Genomic DNA, 21,773 nt, shown 5'->3' on the forward strand with positions numbered 1-21,773 from the left:
TTTCCGGAGAATTCGCATGGATCTTGCAGACATTCTGAAGCTGGCTTCTCCACTGCCTGTCAGTGCCTATTTTGATCAGGCGGTCTATGAGCAGGAGCAACAGCGTATTTTCCGGTGCAGCCCGCTTTATGTGGGGCACCAGAACAGTGTGCCAGAGGTGCAGGACTGGTATGCGCTGCCGCAGGAAAACGGTGGACGGGTATTGCTACACAATGCCGATGGCATCAAACTGATGTCCAATGTCTGCCGCCACCGCCAGGCATTGATGCTGGGCAGCTACAGCACCAACTGCGAGCTGACCGAACATCGCGGTTCGCTGGGGCAAACCGGCGGCAACATTGTCTGCCCGGTCCATGCCTGGACTTATCGCGCGGATGGCCAGTTGTTGTCAGCGCCGCAGTTTGAAATTCGCCAGTGTAAAAAACTGGAGTCTTCGCCTTTGCTGAACATGAGCGGTTTTTTGTTTGAGCATCCGTCCGGGCTGCCGCACGATATTCACACGCTGTTTGATGAACTGGGACATGATCTTTCCCATTACCGGCTCGATCATGTGGAAACGCATAGCTGCCCGTGCAACTGGAAAACCTTTATCGAAATCTACAATGACGATTATCATATCGGGCCGTTTCACCCGGGACTGGGCAAATACGTAGAGTGCGACGCCCTGCGCTGGGCTTACGGCAACTGGTATTGCAAGCAGACGGTTGGTGCAGAGCAGACGCTGCAAAAGGGCGGTACACCGGTCTATCGGGAGTGGGAACGCCTGCTCAAAGAGTACATGGGTGATGAAACGCCTCAGTTCGGCGCAATCTGGATCGCAATTTATCCCACGCTGATGATCGAACTGTTCCCGCATGCGCTGGTGGTGTCGTCGCTGTTTCCCAAAGGTCCAGGGGAAACGCTTAATCTGATTGAATTTTATTATCCCGACGATGTATTGGCGTTCAGCCCGGAACTGGCCGAGTACCATCGCAAGGCCTATATGGAGACGGCCGAAGAGGATGACGAAATCGCGGTCAGGATTGACGAAGGACGTCGCGCGCTGTATTTACGGGATCGCAATGACCACGGCCCCTATCAGATTCCGCTGGAAGAGGGGATGGCGCAATTTCACGCCTGGTATCGCACCATGATGAATATGGATAGCACACAGCCCCCTGTGTCGGGTGTCAATATTTTCTGATACGGGTGTGCAATAACGACATCTGTAATCATTTCACCCGCTGCGTGATCATCGGTAAACATTCTGGCCATTGACACACGTTTCTTTTGCCCATGCATAACAGGATGCGTGATCTGTGTGCCTACCCGGCAGACGGCGTTGTGTCGGCGGCATGGTCCGCCTGCAGATGCCTGTGTGTCGAACGCTGTTATGGCCCGCGACGGACGACAGGCTCGTGTCGCATGGCGAAGGGGCGGTTGACCCCCTCAGGTATCAGTGCCACAGGCGTGATGCAGGCGTTCAATGCGGTCATCGGCGGCTTGATGGCAGTGTCGCCGCAACTGCACCAATGTGTTGCCTGGGCGCCTGTATAAAGCACCAGGTCCAGGGTTTACCATTTTTTTGCTATATCCAAAATGCCATCGTTGCGCTGGCGGCGGCTGACTTCGTCTATGACCCATCGCGGAGCGCCGATATCGGCCAGCACATGCGAATCCAGATGCTGGATTTGGCTGACTGCCGTTGACCAGGGGTCATCTTGATTGACTGCGTCGGGCAGGGCGGTCCATGTTCGGCGTCCTGCTTTGGACCACAATGTCGCGAGCAGTCTGCGAAATCGGCTATGGCCCTCGGAAGTGCAGGTAAGGCTGGGGCAGGAAGGGGTCTGGATAGCTGTATTCATGATCGTTCCTTAGGCTCGTTGTGTATAAGCGTTGCTAAAAACAGCACACTTATGGTAAGTTTAGCTATCCATTCGACCAATGAAAATCAATGATTTTTAACTAGATTGGTCATTTTTTCTTACCAATTGTCTCTGTGGCAATCAGAGGCTATACCCATTGTGAAACGTGATGGCCAGAATTCCCTTAAATACGCTTCCCGCCTTCCGTACCGTAGCCGAGCTGCAAAACCTGCGTGCCGCTGCGGAAGTGCTGCACCTGACGCATAGCGCGGTCAGCCAGCAGATCCGTCAGCTGGAAACCACATTGGGGTTTGCGCTGTTCGAGCGCCAGGGTCGCAGAATCGTGCTCAATGCGGCCGGCGCTACATTTTTATGTTCCGTGCAGTCGGCAATGATCCAGCTTGAAGACGGAGTGCAACTGGCCAGGATGGCTTCGGACAGCGTAGAGAAAAAACTGCGTATTTCGGTGGTGCCCTCATTTGCGCAGCGCTGGTTGTTGCCGCGGCTGGAGCGCTGGCGGGAACGCCATCCGGATATAGCACTTGAAATAACCACATCTCAGCAAATTGTTGATTTGCAGCGCGACGGGTTCCATGCTGCGGTACGTGAAGGCATGGGTCCGTGGCAAGGCGTCGTGGCAGATCGCCTTTTTGACGATCCCATGCCACTGATTGTGGTCGGTTGCGCCGTGGATGCACGGCGTCTTGTCGGCGCGCCGCCCGCTGCCTTTCTCAAGGAACCGCTGTTGGGCGATCGAGGCGCCTGGCAGGCCTGGTTTGCTGCTGCCGGCTTGCAGGTGCCGTTCAATACCGTGGCCGAGTTCAACGATATGGGGCTGATGCTGCAGGCTGCAGAACAAGGGCTGGGCCTGACGCTGGCGCGAGAGCTGCTTGCTGCAGACGCTATTCGCAATGGCAAGCTGATCCGCTTGTCACCCATTTCGGTCGCTTACGACACTGCGCATGCCATCCATCTGGTGTACCGCCCGGCATTGCGCGACTGGCCTGCGCTGGCTGCATTGCGCACCTGGATTACCGAAGAACTGGCCGCCTCGCGTGCGGCCTTGTTGCATGACGCAAGCAACGAACAGGGCGCCGGCGATAGCCAGACAACGTATCAGGCTGACACGTGAGACAATGACAAGTGAAATTTTCGCGCTGTTGTAGTAAGCTGTATTGAACACCGGATATTGCACCGATCTGCTCAGTGCTGCGGGTGCCTCCACGGTTGCTGGCGCATGCGCCAGTTAACGGTTGATCGAAAGGGTGGCTTGGTCAGGGTCCTGTTGCTTATCCGACTGCTTTGTTAAAGAAGGAGAACAGTATGGCTGAATCTGCCAACACGACCGGCCGCTATATTGTGCTGCTGCGGCAGGGGCGAACTGATGATGGAATACGGGATCTGCAGCGCATTACCGGCGCTTCCATTGTCAAATCCGAGAGCACGACCGACGGGCAGTACACAGCGCTGGAGCTGAACTGTGCCATTGTTTTTGATCACATTGGCGCCGCCCTGATCCGTTGCGAAGTAGCGGCTGGCAATGCGATTCAAACGGCCTCGCAACAGGCGCAGAGCAATATTCTGATGATTGAGCCCGAGCGTCGCGTGCATGCCATCGCGGTGTCATCGAACCGGCCTGAGGGCACTGCACAGGGCGATGCCGATGCGCAGGCGACCTGGGGCGTACGTGCCTGCGGTGCCGATCATTCAGGCTATAACGGTCAAGGTATCCGTCTGGCTGTTCTGGATACCGGCCTGGACTTGCAGCATCAGGACTTTGCGCAACGGCAGATCGAATCGCGCTCCTTTGTGACTGGCGCTGAAGTTCAAGACGAAAATGGCCACGGCACACATTGCGCCGGTATTGCCGCCGGAACACTGGAGCCGGTTACCGGCCCTCGTTATGGTGTGGCCGGACAAGCACAACTGTATATCGGCAAAGTGCTGGGTAACGACGGCAGTGGGGGTGACGGGAGCGTGCTCGATGGCATTGACTGGGCGGTGGGTGAGGGCTGCGAAATCGTTTCCCTGTCGCTTGGCAGTCCCGCCAAGGAGGGCGACAGCTATTCACACATTTTCGAGGAAGTGGCAAAGCGCGCTTTGGCCGCCGGCACGCTAATCATAGCGGCTGCAGGCAATGAAAGCCAACGACCCGACTACATCGCGCCGGTCTCGCATCCAGCCAATTGTCCATCCATTGTCGCGGTAGCTGCAATTGACGAGCATATGGCGATAGCCCCCTTTTCCAGCGGGGGCCTGCAAAATGACGGCGGACAAGTGGACGTTGCGGCGCCAGGCGTCGATGTGCTTTCCTCATGGCCAAGTCCGAAAAATTACAATACCATCAGTGGAACCAGCATGGCCACGCCTTTCGTTGCCGGCGTAGCGGCGCTGTTTGCCCAATCCGATCCTGCTGCCCGGGGCAGCGTGCTGCGCGATCGCATCGTGCAAAATGCCCGCCCATTGCCATTGCCGCAGCAAGATGTGGGACGCGGGCTGGTTCAGGCGCCCGGTCGCCCGGCCGCAGTCAATGGCCAGGACATGGGTTCGTAAATGCGCCAATGAAAAACAATCAGGAGAGGGCCATGACACGCATTACTTTGACGGTGTTGGTCAAGGAGACCTATCGGGAGCGGTTTTCTGTGGTTGTGGAAAATTGCCGCCGGCAAGGCATGGCCGTCGAACGGGAAATGACCGCCCTGGGCCTGTTTTCGGGCAATATCGAGGCTGAAAATGTGACGCAGCTGCGTGCTGTAGAGGGCGTGGCTGCCGTGGAGGCAGACCGGCCCATGCGGAACTGCTAGGCGCCCCGGTGACATCAGCCCGGCGATACCGGTTGAGCGCCATCCGTTGTAACAATGCGCCATATAATAGAAATGCCAATGAGAATAGTTTACATTAACTATTAATTCAGTTACAGTACCGCGATATGACACTGTTTTAGATCGTCCGTCGCATGGTCGTCAGATCTGCGCCGTCTCACTGGCATTTTCTCCTATGAAATCATCACATAGCACACGGTCTGCGTTTCTGACCTGCTTCTTCTTTCTTTCTGCTCTGTCAGCCACATCGGCCTGGGCTCATAACCCGGTTGCTTCCTGCAAGGCAGTGGGCGCCGATAAAGTACTGTGCAAAGGCGGATTTTCAGATGGCTCGGCGGCGCCCGGTGTCACGCTGGATGTCATCTCCTATGATGAAAAGGTGCTGCTTCCGGGAAAATTATCCCCGGACTCCACCCTGGAATTCAAGAAGCCGGAGCAGGAGTTTTACATTCTGTTCGACGCGGGCCCGGGCCACGTGGTAGAAATCGACCAGAGCGAGATCACGCAATGACGGTACAGGCCATTCGGCCTGCCGGTGCGGGACATGAAACGGGTGCGGTTCTGGCTGTGTGCGTAGTGATTGTGCTGCTTGCCACGCTCACAATCGTGTTGCGAACAACAAGTGCACCGGTCTCGCAGATACAAACAGGCCAAATAGATGCACGCCATGGCTTGACTGCGGCAGAGCAGGGCGTATACGCCGACCTGCTGGTTGCCGCCGACGAGATCGGTTTCGCGCAAACGCCGCCCCAGGTCAGTGACCTGGCCGAGCAGATGATTCCGCCCTTTGTGGTGGATGCTGCCACGGGCCGACGTGGTGGCCACGACTGGCAAATGAAGCAGGAAGGCCAGGTGGTTGCCTATATCGGCGTTACGCAAGACCAGAATACGGCGGGCTCAATGTTGTTGCGAGTGACGCAGTCAGCGCAGGCCACTACCCATGCTGAGCAACAAGGCAACCTGGCTCAGGTTTGGCTGCACAAAACGACGGGCGCCGCAGCGCAGGTGCCTGCCGGTCTGAATCCGGACAATCTGACGCAAGAAGGCTGGCAGCAGATTGTCTCGCAATTTGACGCCGGTGCCACACGCCACCAACACTAGTGCAGCAGCACTCAACCTATTTTTTCTCAACACTCATGATGTCTTTTTTGCTGTCTGTTTTTGCCGGTCGGGTTCGCGCCGTGTCTTTTTTTTGCGGCTCAGTGATATTGCTGGGCGTTTGCAGCGTGGCCAGCGCCAAGGTGTTGCGCATCGGCGTGACCTTGCATCCCTATTACAGCTACGTCGCCAATATTGTCGGTGACAGGGCGCAAGTGGTTCCCCTTATTCCTGCCGGTTTTAATCCGCATGCGTATGAGCCTCGGGCCGAAGATATTAAGCGCATCAATGACATGGATGTGATCGTGGTCAACGGAATCGGCCATGACGATTTTGCCGATCGCATGATTCAGTCCAGCGACAACCCCAAGGTGCCGCTGATCGAGGCCAATGCCAATGTGCCCTTGCTGGCAGCGACGGGGTCCGCTGCCCGAGCAGGTAGCGGAGCATCATCCGGAAAGATTGTGAACCCACACACCTTCCTGTCAGTAACCGGTTCCATCGCCCAGGTCAACACCATTGCACGGGAATTGGCGAAGATGGATCCGGACAATGCCCAGGCGTACCGTACAAATGCCCGCGAGTATACGAAAAAGCTGCGGACCCTGCGAGCGCAGGCGTTGCAGCGCCTGGCCAGTGTGCCTGCCGGCGCCATGCGTGTGGCCACGATCCACGGGGCCTATGATTACCTGTTGCGTGAATTCGGACTGGAAGTGACTGCGGTGGTTGAACCCGCACATGGGATTGAACCCAGTCCAGCCCAGCTTAAGGGCACGATAGACCAGTTGAAGAATCTGGATGTGAATGTGATTTTTTCAGAAATGGATTTTCCGTCAACCTATGTGGACACGATTCGCAACGAGACCGGTGTTCGCCTTTATCCCTTGACGCATATCTCCTATGGCGAATATTCGGCCGACAAGCTGGAGACCGAGACGGCAAAAAACCTGGATACCGTGGTGCGCGCAATGCAGGAGTCCCGCAAATGACAGGGCCGTCCGTCGACATGCGCCAAGTCAGGCTCACGCTTGGACAGACCCGGATTCTGCATGACATTGATCTGCATGTGCCGGCTGGCAGTATTCATGCGCTGATCGGCCCGAACGGCGCGGGTAAAAGCTCGCTTATCAAAACCCTGATGGGGCAGATGCCTCATCAGGGCGCATTGACACTGACCTGGCCTGCACAGCCGGGCGTGATCGGATATGTGCCACAGGCACTGGAATTTGATCGGACCCTGCCCATGACGGTCAACGATTTCATGGGTGTTATGACACAGCGTCGACCTGCGTTTTTCGGATTGTCTTCGCGCAACACCCACGCCATTGACGACGCCCTGACGCGCGTTGGCATGCACAACAAGCGCAAGCGGCGCATGGGTGCACTCTCGGGCGGCGAGCGTCAGCGTATCATGCTGGCGCAGGCGCTTATTCCCGCCCCGTCGCTGCTGGTGCTGGATGAACCCATGGCGGCATTGGATGAAGCCGGCGTTGCCGTCTTTGAAGATTTGCTTGGCTATTGGCGTAACAACGGCGTTACCGTGCTGTGGGTAGAGCATGATCTTGATGCGGTCAGGCGTCTGGCTGATCGGGTCACCGGTCTGAACCACAGGATTGTTTTTGAAGGCGAGCCTGCGCAGGTATTGTCGACCGAGCAGTTGCTGGTCTTGTTCTCTGCTCATCCGCGCATGGATGCTCACGCTGCAGCGCCCGAGTTGTCTGCGCAAGCGAGGGTGGCGGCATGATCTTTGATACGATTCGCGCGCTGCTGCAACAATGGGCCCAGGACGGGGTGTTGCCGCAAATGTTTACGTATGGTTTCGTGGTTAATGCCTTTATGGCCGGCCTGATCATCGGGCCATTGCTGGGTGGACTGGGCACACTGGTTGTGGTCAAGCGATTTGCCTTTTTCTCCGAAGCGGTGGGGCATGCGGCCATGACTGGCGTGGCCATCGGGATTCTTGTCGGTGAACCCTACACCGGTCCATATGGCAGTCTATTCGGGTTCTGTCTGTTATTCGGCATTTTGCTCAATTATCTGCGCAACCGTACCGGTCTGGCCTCCGATACATTAATCGGGGTCTTTCTATCCATTTCACTGGCATTGGGTGGCAGCTTGCTGCTGTTGTTGGCAGGCAAGATCAATATTCATATTCTGGAAAACGTCCTGTTCGGTTCGGTACTGACGGTCACCTCGCAGGACCTGTTGGTGCTTAGTGTTATCGGGTTGCTGACCGCATGCCTGGCGCTGTTCAATTACAACCATCTGATTCTGTCCAGCTTTAATGTACAGCTGGCAGCGGTACGCAAAGTGCGCACGACACTGATGGACTATCTGTTTGTTGTGCTGGTCACGCTCGTGACCGTTGCGGCGGTTAAGGTCATTGGTGCAATCCTGGTTGGTGCATTGCTGGTGATCCCGGCGGCCACAGCAAGAATTCTGGCGCAATCGATGCGCGGCTTTTTCTGGCTATCAATTGCGATTGCGATTGTCAGTACCCTGGCAGGTATTCTTCTGCCAATCCAGTTCGCTTTACCGGTACCTTCGGGTGCTGCCATTATCCTGGTCGCCGGTAGCGTGTTTATTCTCTCGGCGCTGGCCAGGGGATTTATCCCTGCATTGAAAGGAACAACGGCATGAAGCCGATTGCTGTCTCTCCCCCTTCTTTTTCCCAGATACGACTGGCGCTGCTGACGCTATGCATGGCAGCGGCGCTGGCCAATCCGTCGTTGGCTCAGGATAATGTTCCTACGCGCAGTCGTAGCGGTGCAAATACTGCGGCTCAAACAGATGTAGCGCCTGGCGCCGCCTCAACTGCCACCTCGGCTGCGCATGTCAGCTCGTCTGCGCAGAGCCGGCAGACAACAACCGTTGTGGCCGCGCATCCGGTCGTCTACGGATTGCTCGAGGCCCTGACGCAAGGTAGCGGTATCGTGCCGGGCCGGGCTACGCCCGCCAATTTGCCGGCATCTCGTCATTATTCTTATTTGTCGGGTCGGGGTGCGAAATCTTTTGATCGCATCGTGCGAAAGGCTGATGCGGTGGTCCATCTGCGTTCTATCTGGCCGGACGACCCGCTTTATCCGCTGGCACGAAAACACAATATTCGGGTCATTGAAATTGATGCCGCCAATCCCGTGGACCATGGTCTGCCAGGCATTGCCTCCACTGCAGACACCAATACCGCTGCAGACTATCCGTGGCTCAATCCGGTAAATATGGGACGGATGGCTGACATTATCGCATCTGACGTTCAGCGCCTGGAACCGGATGCCAAGGACAAAGTAGAGGCGAATCTGGCGACATTGCGCCAGCGCCTGATTGCCCTGAACGCCCAGGTGGAGTCTGCGCTGCTGGATGCGCCGAATCTGTCTGTCGTTGTGTTGTCTCCGCGACTGCATACACTGGCTGGCGCATTCAATCTTGATGTCGTACCGGTGACCACACCGGCCGACTGGAACGCGCAGACGCTGGCCACGTTGGGCACCGTCATCAGGGACAATGGCGTACATGCAGTTCTGCTGCACGAAGCAGCGAGCCCAGAAGTGGCCGCAGCGATTACCGGCGCGGGCGCCAAACCGGTGGTTGTTGAAACGGATGGGGAAGATCCGGTGGGCGTACTGGAGGCAGCAGGAAAGACACTTGTGCAGGCTCTGGTTGCCGGCAGCCCCGGTTGATACAGGACAGGCAAAGTATGTTGAAAACATCTCAATTGTTGATCGTAGGCGAGGTTAGATAAGCATGGCCAAGAAAAAATCCAAAGCCAAGCTCTGGTTTCTTATTCACAGCTGGCTGGCACTGCCGATTTGGGGCTTTATCTTTTTCATTTGTCTGACCGGCAGTATCGCGACGGTCAGCCAGGAAATCGAATGGCTGGCCAGCCCGATGGTGCGGGCCAATCCGCCGGCCGGCAATCCCAGGATGCTGACCTATGATGAGGTTCTGGCGCGCGTTGAGAAGGCCCATCCGGGATCGGTGGTCAACTCCATACGCCGGCCAGTCAAATCGCAGTTTGCCTTGACGGTTAACACCAGTTATCAAGATGGCAAATCTGGCCGGTTGTATGTCAATCCCTACACAGGCGAGATCCAGGGCCAGATTTCAGGCTTTGATTTCAGACAATTTGTGCGAGCCTTGCATGGCTGGCTTCTGGTGCCGTTCACCAACGGTTTTGCCTGGGGCTGGTATGCCGTCTCGTTGCTGGGCATTCCCATGCTGATTTCCCTGGTTACCGGCCTGGTGGTGTACAAGCGTTTCTGGCGTGGCTACTTTAAGCCCCGGTTGCGCATCGGCCAGGGCGCGCGCATTTTCTGGGGAGACTTTCACAGACTGGCAGGTATCTGGTCTGTGCCCTTTATTGCCATCATCAGTGTGACAGCTACCTGGTTCCTGATTGAAGCCGTTTTGTTCGACAACAGTATTTCCATTTCAACGGCGCCGCCGCCTGCCATGGTGCAACGCCAGGATGTCCCCACACGCACGGACGGGTCGTCCGGGAGCCTGCTGCTGTCGCCCGATCAGGCCGTGGCAAAGGCCAAGGGGCATTTTCCGGACATGCAGGCCGAATCCATTTTTCTGCCAGCCAATGCCTATAGCCACTATACGGTAACAGGGCGCAGCAGCTATCCGCTTATTCTTGAGCGAGCATCGGTCAATCCGTATACGGGCAATGTGGATTCTTCACGCACCGTGTCGGATTATTCCGGCCTGGAGCTGGTGACCGAATCCATGCGGCCGCTGCACACTGGGGATTTTGCCGGGCTCTGGCTCAAACTGGTGTATTTCTTCTTCGGTCTGTTGCTGACCATGATGGTGCTGTCAGGGATGCTGATTTGGACCAAGCGAACGGCAAAGGAAACGGCTGGCATGTTTCGTGAGCATCGCCAGTCACGCCGGCAAAATACGGCGACAAGCCACGGTGGACAACCGTCGCCAGCGGCAGCGGGCGCACGCTTTATGAAAACAGAAAAAGGTGCATCATGAATAGTCAGGCTCAGGCAATTCAGTCCGGGTCACGGTCGGGTTTCAAGGTGTGGTGGTATCGTTGGCGTTTTCACCTGAGTGTTTTGGCCATTTTGATCCCGCTGTGTTTCGTGCCGCGCTACATAAAAGACCAGGCCCTGTTCTCGGGCGATCTGGGGCTGGGTGTGCATGATTTGGGCGCCAAGAAAGTGGGCCCGTGGGAAGTGCATATGGCTGAGTTCGATGCCCTGCCGCCACGACGGGATGGTACTGCCGGTTTTGTGAAAACCTTTTCTGTCTCTCTGTGCGAGTCGTGCCGCAGTGCCGTGCGCGCAGTTTACCTGCGTGTGGGCAAGCCGCGCAGCCTGCGCACTGCCGGCGCCATTGGTTTTGGCAGTGTATACAACATGCAGATTGGTGTGTTGATCCCCAAAGATACGCCGCCGGACGCGCAATTATGGCTTACCGCCGAAGGCTGGGACGGGTCATCGCATTCAACCTCGTTGCCGCTGGCAGAGGCCTCGCCCGTCACCATGAAATGGCTGGGTCATCGCTGAAACTGAACGACTATGACCAATTTGCGCACGCTGCCCGGCGACTGGCTGCAGTATTATCAGGAGCTGCTAAGGACGTGGACCCATCGTGCCGGCTCAAGACAAGATGCGGAAGACGCAACGCATGATGTCCTGACCATGGCATTGGAAGGAAAAATCACAACGACATTGGTTCACCCCAGAGGGTTTTTACATCGCTGTGTGCGCAACCGCCTTACCGATCAGCATCGTCGGACCCAGATTCTAGATACATTGCCATTGCATAGCCTGCACGAAACGGATCAGCCGGCAATGGATGATCCCGATGCTCATATTCGCAATACGCAGTTGATTGACAGTCTGACGGCGGCGCTGGCAGAATTGCCTTTAAAATGCCGTCAGGTCTTTATCTGGCAGAAAATAGAAGGCTATTCTCAAGAGGAAATCGCGCAGCGCCTGGATATTTCCGTAAACATGGTGCAAAAATACATGATACGGGCGTTGCGTCATCTGCGTGATCGGCTTCAACATTATTCTCCGCATTAAATTCAGGTTTTATCATTGGCCATTCGTCTTACTCGAAAGAAGGGTATACATTGTGTATTTACCCTAAAAGGAGCCGGGCATTCGGTTAGCTAACGCATGACAGATCAGCTACATATACCCCCGGACGATCCGCGTGAGGCCGCTGCCTGGTGGTTCTCCCGTGTCAACGCTGGCCAGTGTTCGCCGGCGCAACTGGCCGCGCTGCATGCCTGGCGTCAGGCTAATCCAGAACATGACAAGGAATACAGGGCGATGGAGCAGCTATGGCAATGGGCCGATCGCGTGCCGGCCAGCCAAATGCGCGCGCTGGCAGCAGAACCCCGTAGCAGTACGCAGCGCCGTTTTTTCGCCTCCCGGCGCGGCTTCGTGGTGGCCGGGCTTGCCGCCTGTACTGCCGTGGCTGGGGGAGCGGGGTTGCTGCTTTCCGGTAGCTGGCATGATGGCAAAAAAATTCAGTTGGCCACAGCGCGCGGAGAAAGGCGCACAGAGATCCTGCCCGATGGAACACGCCTTGATCTGAATACCCATTCCTCGCTCACCTTTCGGGTAAGCAATGGCAAAAGAGTGGTGGAGTTGCTACACGGCGATGTGATGTTTGATGTCGCCCATGATAGCGAGCACCCGTTTTATGTGATTACTGCTGTCGGCCGGGTAAAAGTCCTGGGGACGCAGTTTAATGTGCGAATGGAAAAACCGCTGGACGTATTGGTGGCTGTTGAATCGGGCATTGTCTCGGTGCGGGCAGAAGCAACGCCTGTGGCCCGGTCGGTGAAACTGATGCCTTCCATGTCGACACATATCACCGCGCAGGGCGTCAGCACACCACAGCACGCCGACGTGGCAGAACTGACGGCGTGGCGCCAGGGTAAAGTCGTATTCCGTAACCGTCCTTTGGCGTCGGTGGTCAGTGAAATGAACAGATACCTTTCTGAGCCTCTGGTGATTGCTGACCCGCGGCTAGAACGTTTGCCGGTGGCTGGTGTGTTCAATGTTGACGATTTGCCGGCATTTCTGAAAGCACTTCCTCAAAGCCTGCCCTTGCGCGTTGTCCGTAGCGACAGGGGCGGCATCCGTCTATTTATGCGGTGAAGCTTGCCAATAATGCAGGTTGTCTGGCGCCGATCGGGTGATTCCGTTGCCGCCAGAGCGGACCAAGTGCAATGCTGGTCGGCGCCTGCCATAAAGAGACTGCGCGAGTATAGTGCGGCATCCGGAAAAATATTCAAAAATCAGTCAGGCTTTTTACCCTGCCAATCGTCTTACCAAATATAGCAGCGTTGCCTGCAACGCCCAGTACATTCCATTGCATGTGCAATTGTGGTGTCGTCCTTTTTTATATTCAAGGTAATTCGTCGTGGCTCAATTAAACCCGTCATTTTCCACCCACTCGCTGCCTGCAGGCCGCCCCTCTGTATACGCGGGTCGTGTTGCAATGACGCTTGCCGTCGCGGTGGCGTTGGCATTTGCACCCGGTGTACTTGCGCAGCAGACAGCGGTGCCGATCATGATTGCCCCACAATCGCTGAACGATGCCTTACTGAAACTTGGCCAGCAAACCCATTTGCAGTTTATTTACCAGGCTTCGTTGCTGCAGGGCTTAAATACCGGCGGCGTCAAGGGAACGCTTACGCCTGAACAGGCGCTGGAACAGCTGCTGGCGGGCAGCAGGATTCATTACAGTCGACATGGCAATACCATTACGCTGGTGCCGCGCCCGCAACCGCCAGCAAGTACGGTTGCTGCGCCTTCGGACCAGGTAACACAGCTGGGCGCCATTGTAGCTGCTTCGCTGGCCGACCCTGGCATCACGGAAGGTTCCGGATCCTATACCAGTCAGGCCATGGGATCATCAACCCGGCTGTCGCTCTCGCCGCGAGAAACGCCCCAGTCGGTGACTGTCATGACCCGACAACGCATGGATGATCAGGGTATTACGCAATTGTCTGATCTGGTGCAGCAGACACCGGGTTTGTCATTGGACTCTGCAGGAAATACAGGATCGGACAGCAGTACCATCTATTCTCGCGGATTCGAAATTGATAATTACCTGATCGACGGTGTGGGCCAGGTCAATAGTAATTACAACCGTCTTTTTCAGAGCAACGACATGGCGCTTTTTGATCGCGTTGAGATTGTGCGTGGCGCGACCGGCCTGATGAGCGGATTGGGCTCGCCTGGCGGCGCGTTGAACATGATCAGGAAAAGGCCTGTGCAGGACTTTCAGGCGATGGCAAAACTGGAAGCGGGTTCATGGAATCACTATCGCTCTGAAGTTGATGTTTCGACACCATTGAACCAAGAGGGCACAATGCGTGGTCGCATCGTCGGCGTGATTCAGAATAACCGTTCGTATATTGAGCGATTGCGCGAAAGGAAACGAATACTGTATGCCACGGTGGAAGCGGACCTGACGCCTTCGACACTGGCCAGGCTGGGATTTTCCTATCAGGAGCACAATGCGACCAGCCATGCCCGATCAGGGCGGCCTGGCTTTTTTGCAGACGGTGCACGAACCGAATGGAGTCGATCTGACAGCGCTGCAGCTGATTGGGCTTATTCCCGACGTCGTAATCAGGCATTCTTTGCTTCACTTGAGCATCGTTTCGATAATGATTGGCTGGTCAAGGGAACCTACAGCTATACGGCCAGCCGCTATGATGAAGTGCTCGGTTATGCGGCAGGCGGTTTTCCCGATCGGGCCTCCGGCAAGGGGGTGTTGATCTGGGCCGGACGCTGGGCCGGTACGCCCAAGCAAAACAGCCTGGACGTATACGCTACCGGACCATATACACTGTTCGGCAGACGCCATGAACTGGTGGTTGGAGCCACATTGACTCACACCGAAGAAGACACGCCGACGTACGGATTGTGGCGGTTCAACGGCTGGGACAATGCCATCGGGAATATTTATGACTGGGACGGCGCCTCTCCTGGCGCACCGGTCAATCCTGCCAATGGCAGAATGCATATTCGCGAAAAGACGGCCAGCGCCTATATTACAACGCGCTTGCGTCCTACTGACGACCTGTCGGTGATCCTTGGTGCACGCATGACTTCCTGGGAGAATGACAAGCGCAATTATGATCTGGCTGGCGTAGGGACGAACTCCCTGCGACAGGCCGAACATGACAAGCTGACGCCCTATGTGGGTGTGGTCTATGACGTTAGCAAGGCGTGGTCAGTGTATGCAGGCTATACATCCATTTTCCAGCCCCAGACCTATCAAGACACCAGCGGCAACTACCTTAAGCCTTTGCTGGGCAACAGTTATGAACTGGGGGTCAAGGGCAGCCTGTTGAACGACAACCTGAATGTGAGCGCAGCGGCATTTTATCTCAAGCAGGACAATCTTGCGGTTGCCTTGCCGGGCGAGTTTGCGCCGAATGGGGACAGCGCCTACGAAGCGGTTGCTGGCGCAAGAACCCGTGGCTTTGAACTGGAAGCGACCGGCCAGGTGCTGCCGCACTGGCAACTGGCAGCCGGATTTACGCGTAGCGTCAGCAAAAATAAAGACGGCGGCGTGCTGCGCAACGAAGTGGCGCAGAACGTCTTCAAGCTATTTACCACGTATCACATGCCGAATATCGGAAATGGCCTGACTATAGGAGGCGGCGTTCGCGTGCAAAGCGCGATTTACCAGGATGGACTGGGTCCCAATGGTGAGCGCTTTACGCAAAAGAGTTATGCAGTGATCGACCTGATGGGCCGCTATGCGATTACAGACAAGGTGTCTGCTTACGTGAACGTCTATAACTTGCTGGACAAAAAATATTATTCTGGTGTGGGCACCGCGTATTACGGCGCGCCGCTTTCGTTGAAGGCTGGCGTAGATATCCGTTATTGACAAGCACAGCTTGCGGCATCGCCTCTTGAACAGATGCGACGCGCGACATGCACCAAGGCTATTGATGTAAAAGGGCAGTATGAATCAGGTAATAAACGGAACACGGCGAACTTGGCTCCGTATGGGGCTTTGGCTAAGCGTGGCAGCCATGGTGCTGGTGGTATGCGGCTATGCCTGGAGTCGTCGCGTGGCGGTGACGTACGAAACCGCCATCGCGGACACCAGGAATGTGGAAGCGACGGTTGCGGCAACCGGGGTGTTGCAGCCGCGGCGCTATGTCGATGTTGGCGCCCAGGTTTCAGGGCAAATTACCCGCATTTATGTAGCGCCGGGTGATACCGTCAAAAAAGGAGATCGGTTGCTGGATATCGATCCCAGCGTCCAGCAGGCCGAGGTTGATGCAGGCAGGGCTTCTGTCGCTGGCTTGCATGCACAACTGGCCGAAGAGCAGGCGCAGTTGAATCTGGCCGAAAAGAAGCTGAAGCGCCAGAGCGTACTGGTGCAAACCGGTTCTACATCACGGGAAAACGTAGACATTGCCCAGGCCGAAGTGCAGGCAGCCCGGGCGCGCATTCAACGTTTGCAAGCGCAACTTGAACAGACCCGCGCCACACTCAAGGCTGATGAGGCACGGCTGGGCTACACGCGTATATATGCGACGATGGATGGCACCGTGGTGACGCTGGATGCGCGCGAGGGCCAGACCCTGACTTCGACTTATCAAACCCCGAATGTGATGCGTGTAGCCGATCTGTCGGGAATGACAGTCTGGGCCGAAGTGTCCGAAGCCGATATCCGGCTTATTGCAGTTGGCATGGCCGTCACATTTACGACGCTGGGTGGGCAACATGATCATGAACCACGTCAATGGCGCAGTACGGTTCGACAGATCTTGCCGGCACCGCCCAACTCGGCAGAGCAGGCCGCCGATAACGGCAAGCCGGCAGCCGCCACCAAAGCGGTGATGTACACCGTCCTGTTCGACGTGGCCAACGACGATGGCGCGCTTATGCCGCAGATGACGGCTCAGGTCACATTCGTCTCAGCACGAGCAAGGGCAGCACTGGTTGTGCCGCTTGCCGCCATCGGCACCGAGCGCGATGCGACCGGGCGCTATCAGATCCGGGTGCTTGATCGCTCGGGCAAGCCGCAGTCCAGAGCCGTCCTGCTGGGAATTCGCAGCCGTCACCAAGTGCAGGTGCTCGAAGGTCTGGAGCCTGGAATGCAGGTTGTGACCGGTGAGTCCGTAAGCAATACCATGCCGTGGTTCAAATGGTAGCGGATTCTGGTCTGCTGCCTGCAGTGCCGCTGATTCAGTTGCGCGCGCTGGACAAGTATTATGGCGGCACAAATGGCGTGCCCCGGGCGCAAGTGCTGCAGGATATTCATCTGTCGGTTTACGCGGGCGAATTTGTGGCGGTGGTGGGACCATCGGGTTCGGGTAAATCCACGCTGATGCACATCTTGGGCTGCCTGGACAAACCCAGTGCCGGACAGTATCTGTTCGAAGGACAGGATGTATCCGACTTGGATGCAGATGAGCTGGCCCGACTGCGGCGCGAGGCTTTCGGTTTTGTTTTCCAGGGGTATCATTTACTGGCCGAAAACACGGCACTGGAAAATGTTCAACTTCCTGCCATCTATGCGGGAATGGGCGAGCGGGAAAGGCATGCCAGGGCCAGCACATTGCTGGCTCAACTGGATTTGGGCCAGCGTTTGCAGCACAGGCCGGGACAGCTCTCGGGTGGCCAGCAGCAGCGTGTATCCATTGCTCGGGCCTTGATGAACGGTGGTCGTATTATTCTGGCCGATGAACCCACCGGTGCGCTTGATACCCGCAGCAGTGAACAGGTCATGTTGCTACTCAAACAGCTGGCACAGGCCGGCCACACCATTATTCTTATTACCCATGACGGTAAAGTGGCGCAGCAAGCTGATCGTATCGTTGAAATTCGTGATGGCCGAATACTGGGCGACTCAGGGTGCGATTCGAATGCCTGCGCGCAAGGGCAGCCTGAACCTGCACCGTTATCTGGCAAGCTCGCTGCCTGCAATAGCGCCGTTGCATGTGAGTGTGGCACCCTGGCCCCAGTGACGCCGGTCTTGCAATCACCATCGCAATTTCGGCGCGAACCCCAACATAACGGCAATGCATTTCGGGCGGAATTACACGAAGCTGTGCGTATCGCCTGGCGTGGCATGCGGATGAATGCGGTGCGTACGGGCCTGACATTGCTTGGCATTATTATCGGCGTGGCATCGGTCATTGTCATGCTGGCGGTGGGGGAGGGGTCGCGCCAGACGGTCATGGGGCAAATGGGCACCATGGGTTCCACGATCATGTATATGAGCAGTAGCTTCCCGCCAGCGGGCGGGCCCATGGGGCAATTGTCCGAAGCGGACCTGGAAGCGCTGGCGGCGCTGCCCGAGTTGCAGCATGTGATGCCTGTTATTGGCGATCCAATCATTGTGCGTCATGCAAATGCGGCGCGCCAGAATTATGTGTACGCCGCCAGTGCGGTCATGCCCGAAGTGCATCACTGGAAAGTCAAAGAAGGGCGGTATTTCACTACAAGTGAAGATCGGGGGCTGGCGCCGGTGGTCGTGCTTGGCCACAAGGCCAGGAAATTCTTTTTCCCTGATATTGCCAATCCCCTGGGCCGGCAACTGTTGATTGGCAATGCATCGTTTGAAGTGATCGGCATCATGTCAGAGAGAGGTGCCGATTCCGGGCTCCAGGACTACGATGACATGGTATTTGTTCCTTATCAGGCCGGACGCGCACGCGTGTATCAGGCACAGTCCCAACCCGACTACATTGTCGTACAGGCAAAGGCCCCGGAATTTGTTCTTGCCGCTGAGCAAAGCATCAGGACCGAGCTGTTGGCGCGGCATGGCGGACGCGAGGACTTTTCCATCGGTAACGCCGCGGCACAGTTGCTGGCCGAAGCACAGGCGCGTGAATCCATGACGCTTATGCTTGGGTTGATTGCTGCCGTATCGCTGCTGGTCGGTGGAATCGGCGTGATGAACGTGATGCTGATGACCGTGAGCGAACGCACCCGGGAGATAGGCATACGCGTGGCCACCGGCGCCAGACAGCGTGACATTTTACGGCAGTTCCTGGTGGAAGCGCTATTGCTGACTGTCAGTGGCGGGGCCGCGGGTGTTTTTTGCGGAATAATGATAGGCGTGCTGTTGCTGCTTGCAGGCGTGCCACTGGTGTTTTCGCTGACGGCAATCCTTGGTGCGTTTTTTTGTGCAGTGATAACCGGCATTGTATTTGGTTATGTTCCGGCAAAAAACGCGGCCCGACTGGATCCGGTCAAAGCGCTGGAGGGTCGTTGAAATCTGTTGTCCGCCATCCAAGTACATTCATATCGGCCAGATGTGCAGCAACGGGTGTTGTGAATGTCATCCTTATTTCCAGAATCAATGGAAATAGCCCAAAAAGAATAAATTTATGTAAATGAGAATAATTATAATTCCTGTTTTTTATTTGTTTGAAATTTGTCAGCAGAAAAGACAGGGGGGCAGTAAGGATGTACCGTTTTTTCAGGAATATGTTGGAAACGGAAGAGGTAAATTCAGCTTGCAAGCAGATATCTGGCACCGCGGTCGGGATGATCATCGGGGTGACCGCTGGCCTGCCGCTTGCGGGACAGGCGCAACCGGTTGCGCGTGCGCAGGCCGATCCCGATGCTGCCTTGTCAGCCGATCATGCCGATGCGATGAAGGTGTCGACGTTGTCGGCCATACATGCCAGGTTGGCCGATGAGACCATCACCGAGGGTACGCAATCGTACACCACGCAGGCAACGCGGGCGGGTACCGGCCTGGCGTTATCCGTGCGCGAGACGCCCCAGTCAGTGAGTGTAATTACCCGGCAGCGTATCGAGGACCAGAACATGATGTCAGTCAAAGATGTCATGGCAGCAACACCGGGCGTTTCGGTGCGCAATCTGGACAGTGAAAGGTACAGCTTCTATTCACGCGGTTTTTTCATCAGCAATTATCTTTACGACGGTATTCCTACAGCATTCAATCCACAATGGTCGGCGGGCGAGTCGCAAATCGATCCCATCATTTACGATCGTGTGGAAGTCGTGCGCGGTGCGACCGGGCTGCTCACAGGCGCAGGCAATCCTTCTGCTGCAGTCAATCTGGTGCGCAAGCGTGCTGACAGCAGGCAATTGAAAGCAGACCTGTCATTGGGTGCGGGCTCCTTTGATACCTATCGTACGACTGCAGATATTTCAACGCCTCTGACAGAGAGTGGCAGTGTGCGCGGGCGTCTGGTTGCAGCCTATCAGAAAAACCGCTCATTTCTGGATCGTTACCACTCGCAACGCTCGGTTATGTATGGCACCGTTGAAGCGGATCTGACCGAACGCACGGTGCTGCGTCTGGGTTTCAATTATCAGCGCAACGCCCCCAAAGGGACGACGGCAGGTGGCTTTCCTTTATGGTATGCCGACGGCAGCCGTACGAACTGGGATAGGAACCTGAACGTTGGTGCCGATTGGACCCGGTGGACGATTATCACGACAGGCGCCTTCGCGGACCTGGAACATGCCTTTGGCAATGGCTGGAAAATTAATACCATGCTCAGCCACAGCAAACACAGAGCTGACTTCAAAACGGTATTTCTTACCGGATCTCCGGACAGAAATACCGGGCTGGGAATGTCTGCATACCCCAATAATCATTATGGAGATCGCAGGCAGAGTAGCGCAGACATCAAGGTGTCGGGCCCTGTCCAATTGTTTGGCAGGCAGCATGAATTGATTGCCGGTGCCAGCTTTAGTCGGCAGCGCACGTTGTTCCATATGCTTGAGCCGCTGAATAAGGCGGCGGTCGGCAATTTTCTGCAATGGGACGGGTCCTATCCTGAGCCGCGTTGGGATGCGCCAGAGGTCGCGCACCAGAACGTGACCAAGCAGAGCGGGGCGTATATCGCAGCGCGCCTGAATCTGTCGGATGATATCAAGGTGATTCTGGGTGGGCGATATAGTTGGTGGAGTACCGATCAGGCGGGCGAGTCGCCATATCGGTACAAAAAGACAGCGTTTACCCCCTATGCCGGTATTTTGTATGACTTGAACGATAGCCTGACAGCCTATGCCAGCTATACCAGTATTTTCAATCCCCAGGATGAACGGGATCGCCAGGGACGCTGGCTCGATCCGCTGCAAGGTCACAATTATGAGCTGGGTATAAAGGGCAGTTTTCTTGAAGGTCGGCTCAATGCCAGCGTGGCCGTATTCCAGACGGACCAGGACAATCTGAAACAACAGGACACGGGCTACGTCGTTCCTGGCACCACGAATCAGGCATATATCGCTGCCAAAGGCACGCGTAGCCGGGGCTACGATCTTGAGCTGTCGGGCGAGCCGCTGGCCGGCTGGAATGTCATGACAGGCCTGACGCACTGGACTGCGCGCGACTGCAAGGGCAATGTGGTCCAGTCCAACCAGCCACGTACGCTGTTTAAATTATTTACCACCTACCAGCTTGCAGGCCGTTTACACGGCCTGACCTTGGGAGGCGGCCTGACCTGGCAGAGCAGCATTTTCACCATCGGCACCGGCCCCAACGGACGTGAACGGGTATCACAGGGTGCGTATGGGTTGGTGGATCTGATGGCGCGTTACCAGTTGAATGATCGCACATCGTTGCAGGTCAATCTCAATAATCTGTTCAACAAAAAGTATTACGATCAGATTGGTTTTTACAACCAGGGCGCATGGGGAGCACCCCGTAACGCGATGGCTACGCTCAGCTATAAATACTAAGGCTGGCGCGCCTTGCTGTGTTCGGGGCAGTCGCAGGGTGGGTAGTGCAATTTCAATTATGGCAATCACGCCAAACCATGACATCGCCTTTATGCCTTGACCCATCCAGGACGCTGCGCGGCGGCGCCCCGGTTCTAACGCCGCCCGAACACACCTGGTCAACGGGCGGGAAGGTCATCCGGCTCGATAGGTCGACAACGCGAATATTACGGCCGCCTGTGCTGGCCTACCAATGACGTTTGTCATGCGACTGTATTATTTTGGCCTCAGATATCGCTGTATTGAGCACAAATGAAATAATAATACATATTGAGAATGATTCTGATTAT

19 protein-coding genes are annotated in these 21,773 nt (G+C 56.1%); 18 read left to right on the forward strand and 1 reads right to left on the reverse strand.

What is annotated here, in order from left to right; all coding sequences use genetic code 11:
- Nucleotides 1–16 precede the first annotated feature (16 nt).
- Complete coding sequence (locus EV681_RS07735) at nucleotides 17–1,183, forward strand: aromatic ring-hydroxylating oxygenase subunit alpha (protein WP_128395474.1); 1,167 nt, start codon at nucleotides 17–19, stop codon at nucleotides 1,181–1,183.
- 370 nt (nucleotides 1,184–1,553) lie between these two features.
- Here EV681_RS07735 and EV681_RS07740 read toward each other — a convergent pair whose 3' ends face one another.
- Complete coding sequence (locus EV681_RS07740; protein ID WP_128395475.1) at nucleotides 1,554–1,844, reverse strand: hypothetical protein; 291 nt, start codon at nucleotides 1,842–1,844, stop codon at nucleotides 1,554–1,556.
- 169 nt (nucleotides 1,845–2,013) lie between these two features.
- Between EV681_RS07740 and EV681_RS07745 the strand changes: the two genes are divergently transcribed.
- The 17 genes from EV681_RS07745 to fhuE all read left to right on the forward strand — a co-directional run bounded on the left by EV681_RS07745 (nucleotide 2,014) and on the right by fhuE (nucleotide 21,444).
- The gene (locus tag EV681_RS07745; RefSeq protein ID WP_130303652.1) at nucleotides 2,014–2,976 is read left to right on the forward strand and encodes a LysR substrate-binding domain-containing protein; all 963 of its coding nucleotides are present in this window, start codon (nucleotides 2,014–2,016) and stop codon (nucleotides 2,974–2,976) included.
- 191 nt (nucleotides 2,977–3,167) lie between these two features.
- Nucleotides 3,168–4,397 carry a S8 family serine peptidase gene (locus tag EV681_RS07750; protein ID WP_130303653.1) on the forward strand — a complete coding sequence of 410 codons (1,230 nt, stop codon included), beginning with the start codon at nucleotides 3,168–3,170 and terminating at the stop codon, nucleotides 4,395–4,397.
- 32 nt (nucleotides 4,398–4,429) lie between these two features.
- A complete protein-coding gene (locus EV681_RS07755; RefSeq protein ID WP_130303654.1) occupies nucleotides 4,430–4,648 on the forward strand; it encodes a hypothetical protein in 219 nt (72 codons plus the stop codon).
- 193 nt (nucleotides 4,649–4,841) lie between these two features.
- Complete coding sequence (locus EV681_RS07760) at nucleotides 4,842–5,177, forward strand: hypothetical protein (RefSeq protein ID WP_207227019.1); 336 nt, start codon at nucleotides 4,842–4,844, stop codon at nucleotides 5,175–5,177.
- Nucleotides 5,174–5,767: a DUF6162 family protein gene (locus EV681_RS07765; protein ID WP_130303655.1), complete on the forward strand. Its 594-nt coding sequence runs from the start codon at nucleotides 5,174–5,176 to the stop codon at nucleotides 5,765–5,767. Before EV681_RS07760 ends, EV681_RS07765 begins: the two co-directional genes overlap by 4 nt.
- A 35-nt stretch (nucleotides 5,768–5,802) precedes the next feature.
- Nucleotides 5,803–6,753: a metal ABC transporter solute-binding protein, Zn/Mn family gene (locus EV681_RS07770; RefSeq protein WP_128395480.1), complete on the forward strand. Its 951-nt coding sequence runs from the start codon at nucleotides 5,803–5,805 to the stop codon at nucleotides 6,751–6,753.
- Complete coding sequence (locus tag EV681_RS07775; protein ID WP_128395481.1) at nucleotides 6,750–7,508, forward strand: metal ABC transporter ATP-binding protein; 759 nt, start codon at nucleotides 6,750–6,752, stop codon at nucleotides 7,506–7,508. The genes EV681_RS07770 and EV681_RS07775 overlap by 4 nt, the downstream gene beginning before the upstream one ends.
- Nucleotides 7,505–8,404, forward strand: a complete 900-nt coding sequence (locus EV681_RS07780; RefSeq protein ID WP_128395482.1) for a metal ABC transporter permease — start codon at nucleotides 7,505–7,507, stop codon at nucleotides 8,402–8,404. The genes EV681_RS07775 and EV681_RS07780 overlap by 4 nt, the downstream gene beginning before the upstream one ends.
- Entirely contained in the window at nucleotides 8,401–9,441 is a 1,041-nt protein-coding gene (locus tag EV681_RS07785) for a metal ABC transporter substrate-binding protein (RefSeq protein ID WP_130303656.1), read from the forward strand. Before EV681_RS07780 ends, EV681_RS07785 begins: the two co-directional genes overlap by 4 nt.
- 64 nt (nucleotides 9,442–9,505) lie before the next feature.
- Complete coding sequence (locus EV681_RS07790; RefSeq protein ID WP_130303657.1) at nucleotides 9,506–10,747, forward strand: PepSY-associated TM helix domain-containing protein; 1,242 nt, start codon at nucleotides 9,506–9,508, stop codon at nucleotides 10,745–10,747.
- A complete protein-coding gene (locus EV681_RS07795; RefSeq protein WP_130303658.1) occupies nucleotides 10,744–11,283 on the forward strand; it encodes a thiamine pyrophosphate-binding protein in 540 nt (179 codons plus the stop codon). The genes EV681_RS07790 and EV681_RS07795 overlap by 4 nt, the downstream gene beginning before the upstream one ends.
- Nucleotides 11,284–11,295: 12 nt before the next feature.
- Nucleotides 11,296–11,805: a sigma-70 family RNA polymerase sigma factor gene (locus tag EV681_RS07800; protein WP_128395486.1), complete on the forward strand. Its 510-nt coding sequence runs from the start codon at nucleotides 11,296–11,298 to the stop codon at nucleotides 11,803–11,805.
- Between the two features lie 96 nt (nucleotides 11,806–11,901).
- Nucleotides 11,902–12,894, forward strand: a complete 993-nt coding sequence (locus tag EV681_RS07805; protein WP_130303659.1) for a FecR family protein — start codon at nucleotides 11,902–11,904, stop codon at nucleotides 12,892–12,894.
- A 265-nt stretch (nucleotides 12,895–13,159) separates the two neighbouring features.
- Complete coding sequence (locus EV681_RS07810; protein WP_130303660.1) at nucleotides 13,160–15,649, forward strand: TonB-dependent siderophore receptor; 2,490 nt, start codon at nucleotides 13,160–13,162, stop codon at nucleotides 15,647–15,649.
- Nucleotides 15,650–15,770: 121 nt separating this feature from the next.
- Entirely contained in the window at nucleotides 15,771–16,928 is a 1,158-nt protein-coding gene (locus EV681_RS07815; protein ID WP_130303661.1) for an efflux RND transporter periplasmic adaptor subunit, read from the forward strand.
- Nucleotides 16,922–18,997: an ABC transporter permease gene (locus EV681_RS07820; RefSeq protein WP_130303662.1), complete on the forward strand. Its 2,076-nt coding sequence runs from the start codon at nucleotides 16,922–16,924 to the stop codon at nucleotides 18,995–18,997. The genes EV681_RS07815 and EV681_RS07820 overlap by 7 nt, the downstream gene beginning before the upstream one ends.
- Before the next feature lie 215 nt (nucleotides 18,998–19,212).
- On the forward strand, nucleotides 19,213–21,444 hold the full coding sequence (fhuE, locus tag EV681_RS07825; protein WP_242612166.1) for a ferric-rhodotorulic acid/ferric-coprogen receptor FhuE: 2,232 nt from the start codon (nucleotides 19,213–19,215) through the stop codon (nucleotides 21,442–21,444).
- Nucleotides 21,445–21,773: the final 329 nt, after the last annotated feature.

This window comes from Advenella incenata, assembly GCF_004217095.1.
Classification (GTDB): domain Bacteria; phylum Pseudomonadota; class Gammaproteobacteria; order Burkholderiales; family Burkholderiaceae_B; genus Advenella; species Advenella incenata.

Bases quoted from the DNA above. Each gene is read 5' to 3' on its own strand.
- EV681_RS07735 (WP_128395474.1), top strand. From the start codon at position 17: ATGGATCTTGCAGACATTCTGAAGCTGGCTTCTCCACTGCCTGTCAGT.
- EV681_RS07740 (WP_128395475.1), bottom strand. From the start codon at position 1,844: ATGAATACAGCTATCCAGACCCCTTCCTGCCCCAGCCTTACCTGCACT.
- EV681_RS07745 (WP_130303652.1), top strand. From the start codon at position 2,014: ATGGCCAGAATTCCCTTAAATACGCTTCCCGCCTTCCGTACCGTAGCC.
- EV681_RS07750 (WP_130303653.1), top strand. From the start codon at position 3,168: ATGGCTGAATCTGCCAACACGACCGGCCGCTATATTGTGCTGCTGCGG.
- EV681_RS07755 (WP_130303654.1), top strand. From the start codon at position 4,430: ATGACACGCATTACTTTGACGGTGTTGGTCAAGGAGACCTATCGGGAG.
- EV681_RS07760 (WP_207227019.1), top strand. From the start codon at position 4,842: ATGAAATCATCACATAGCACACGGTCTGCGTTTCTGACCTGCTTCTTC.
- EV681_RS07765 (WP_130303655.1), top strand. From the start codon at position 5,174: ATGACGGTACAGGCCATTCGGCCTGCCGGTGCGGGACATGAAACGGGT.
- EV681_RS07770 (WP_128395480.1), top strand. From the start codon at position 5,803: ATGATGTCTTTTTTGCTGTCTGTTTTTGCCGGTCGGGTTCGCGCCGTG.
- EV681_RS07775 (WP_128395481.1), top strand. From the start codon at position 6,750: ATGACAGGGCCGTCCGTCGACATGCGCCAAGTCAGGCTCACGCTTGGA.
- EV681_RS07780 (WP_128395482.1), top strand. From the start codon at position 7,505: ATGATCTTTGATACGATTCGCGCGCTGCTGCAACAATGGGCCCAGGAC.
- EV681_RS07785 (WP_130303656.1), top strand. From the start codon at position 8,401: ATGAAGCCGATTGCTGTCTCTCCCCCTTCTTTTTCCCAGATACGACTG.
- EV681_RS07790 (WP_130303657.1), top strand. From the start codon at position 9,506: ATGGCCAAGAAAAAATCCAAAGCCAAGCTCTGGTTTCTTATTCACAGC.
- EV681_RS07795 (WP_130303658.1), top strand. From the start codon at position 10,744: ATGAATAGTCAGGCTCAGGCAATTCAGTCCGGGTCACGGTCGGGTTTC.
- EV681_RS07800 (WP_128395486.1), top strand. From the start codon at position 11,296: ATGACCAATTTGCGCACGCTGCCCGGCGACTGGCTGCAGTATTATCAG.
- EV681_RS07805 (WP_130303659.1), top strand. From the start codon at position 11,902: ATGACAGATCAGCTACATATACCCCCGGACGATCCGCGTGAGGCCGCT.
- EV681_RS07815 (WP_130303661.1), top strand. From the start codon at position 15,771: ATGGGGCTTTGGCTAAGCGTGGCAGCCATGGTGCTGGTGGTATGCGGC.
- EV681_RS07820 (WP_130303662.1), top strand. From the start codon at position 16,922: ATGGTAGCGGATTCTGGTCTGCTGCCTGCAGTGCCGCTGATTCAGTTG.
- fhuE (WP_242612166.1), top strand. From the start codon at position 19,213: ATGTTGGAAACGGAAGAGGTAAATTCAGCTTGCAAGCAGATATCTGGC.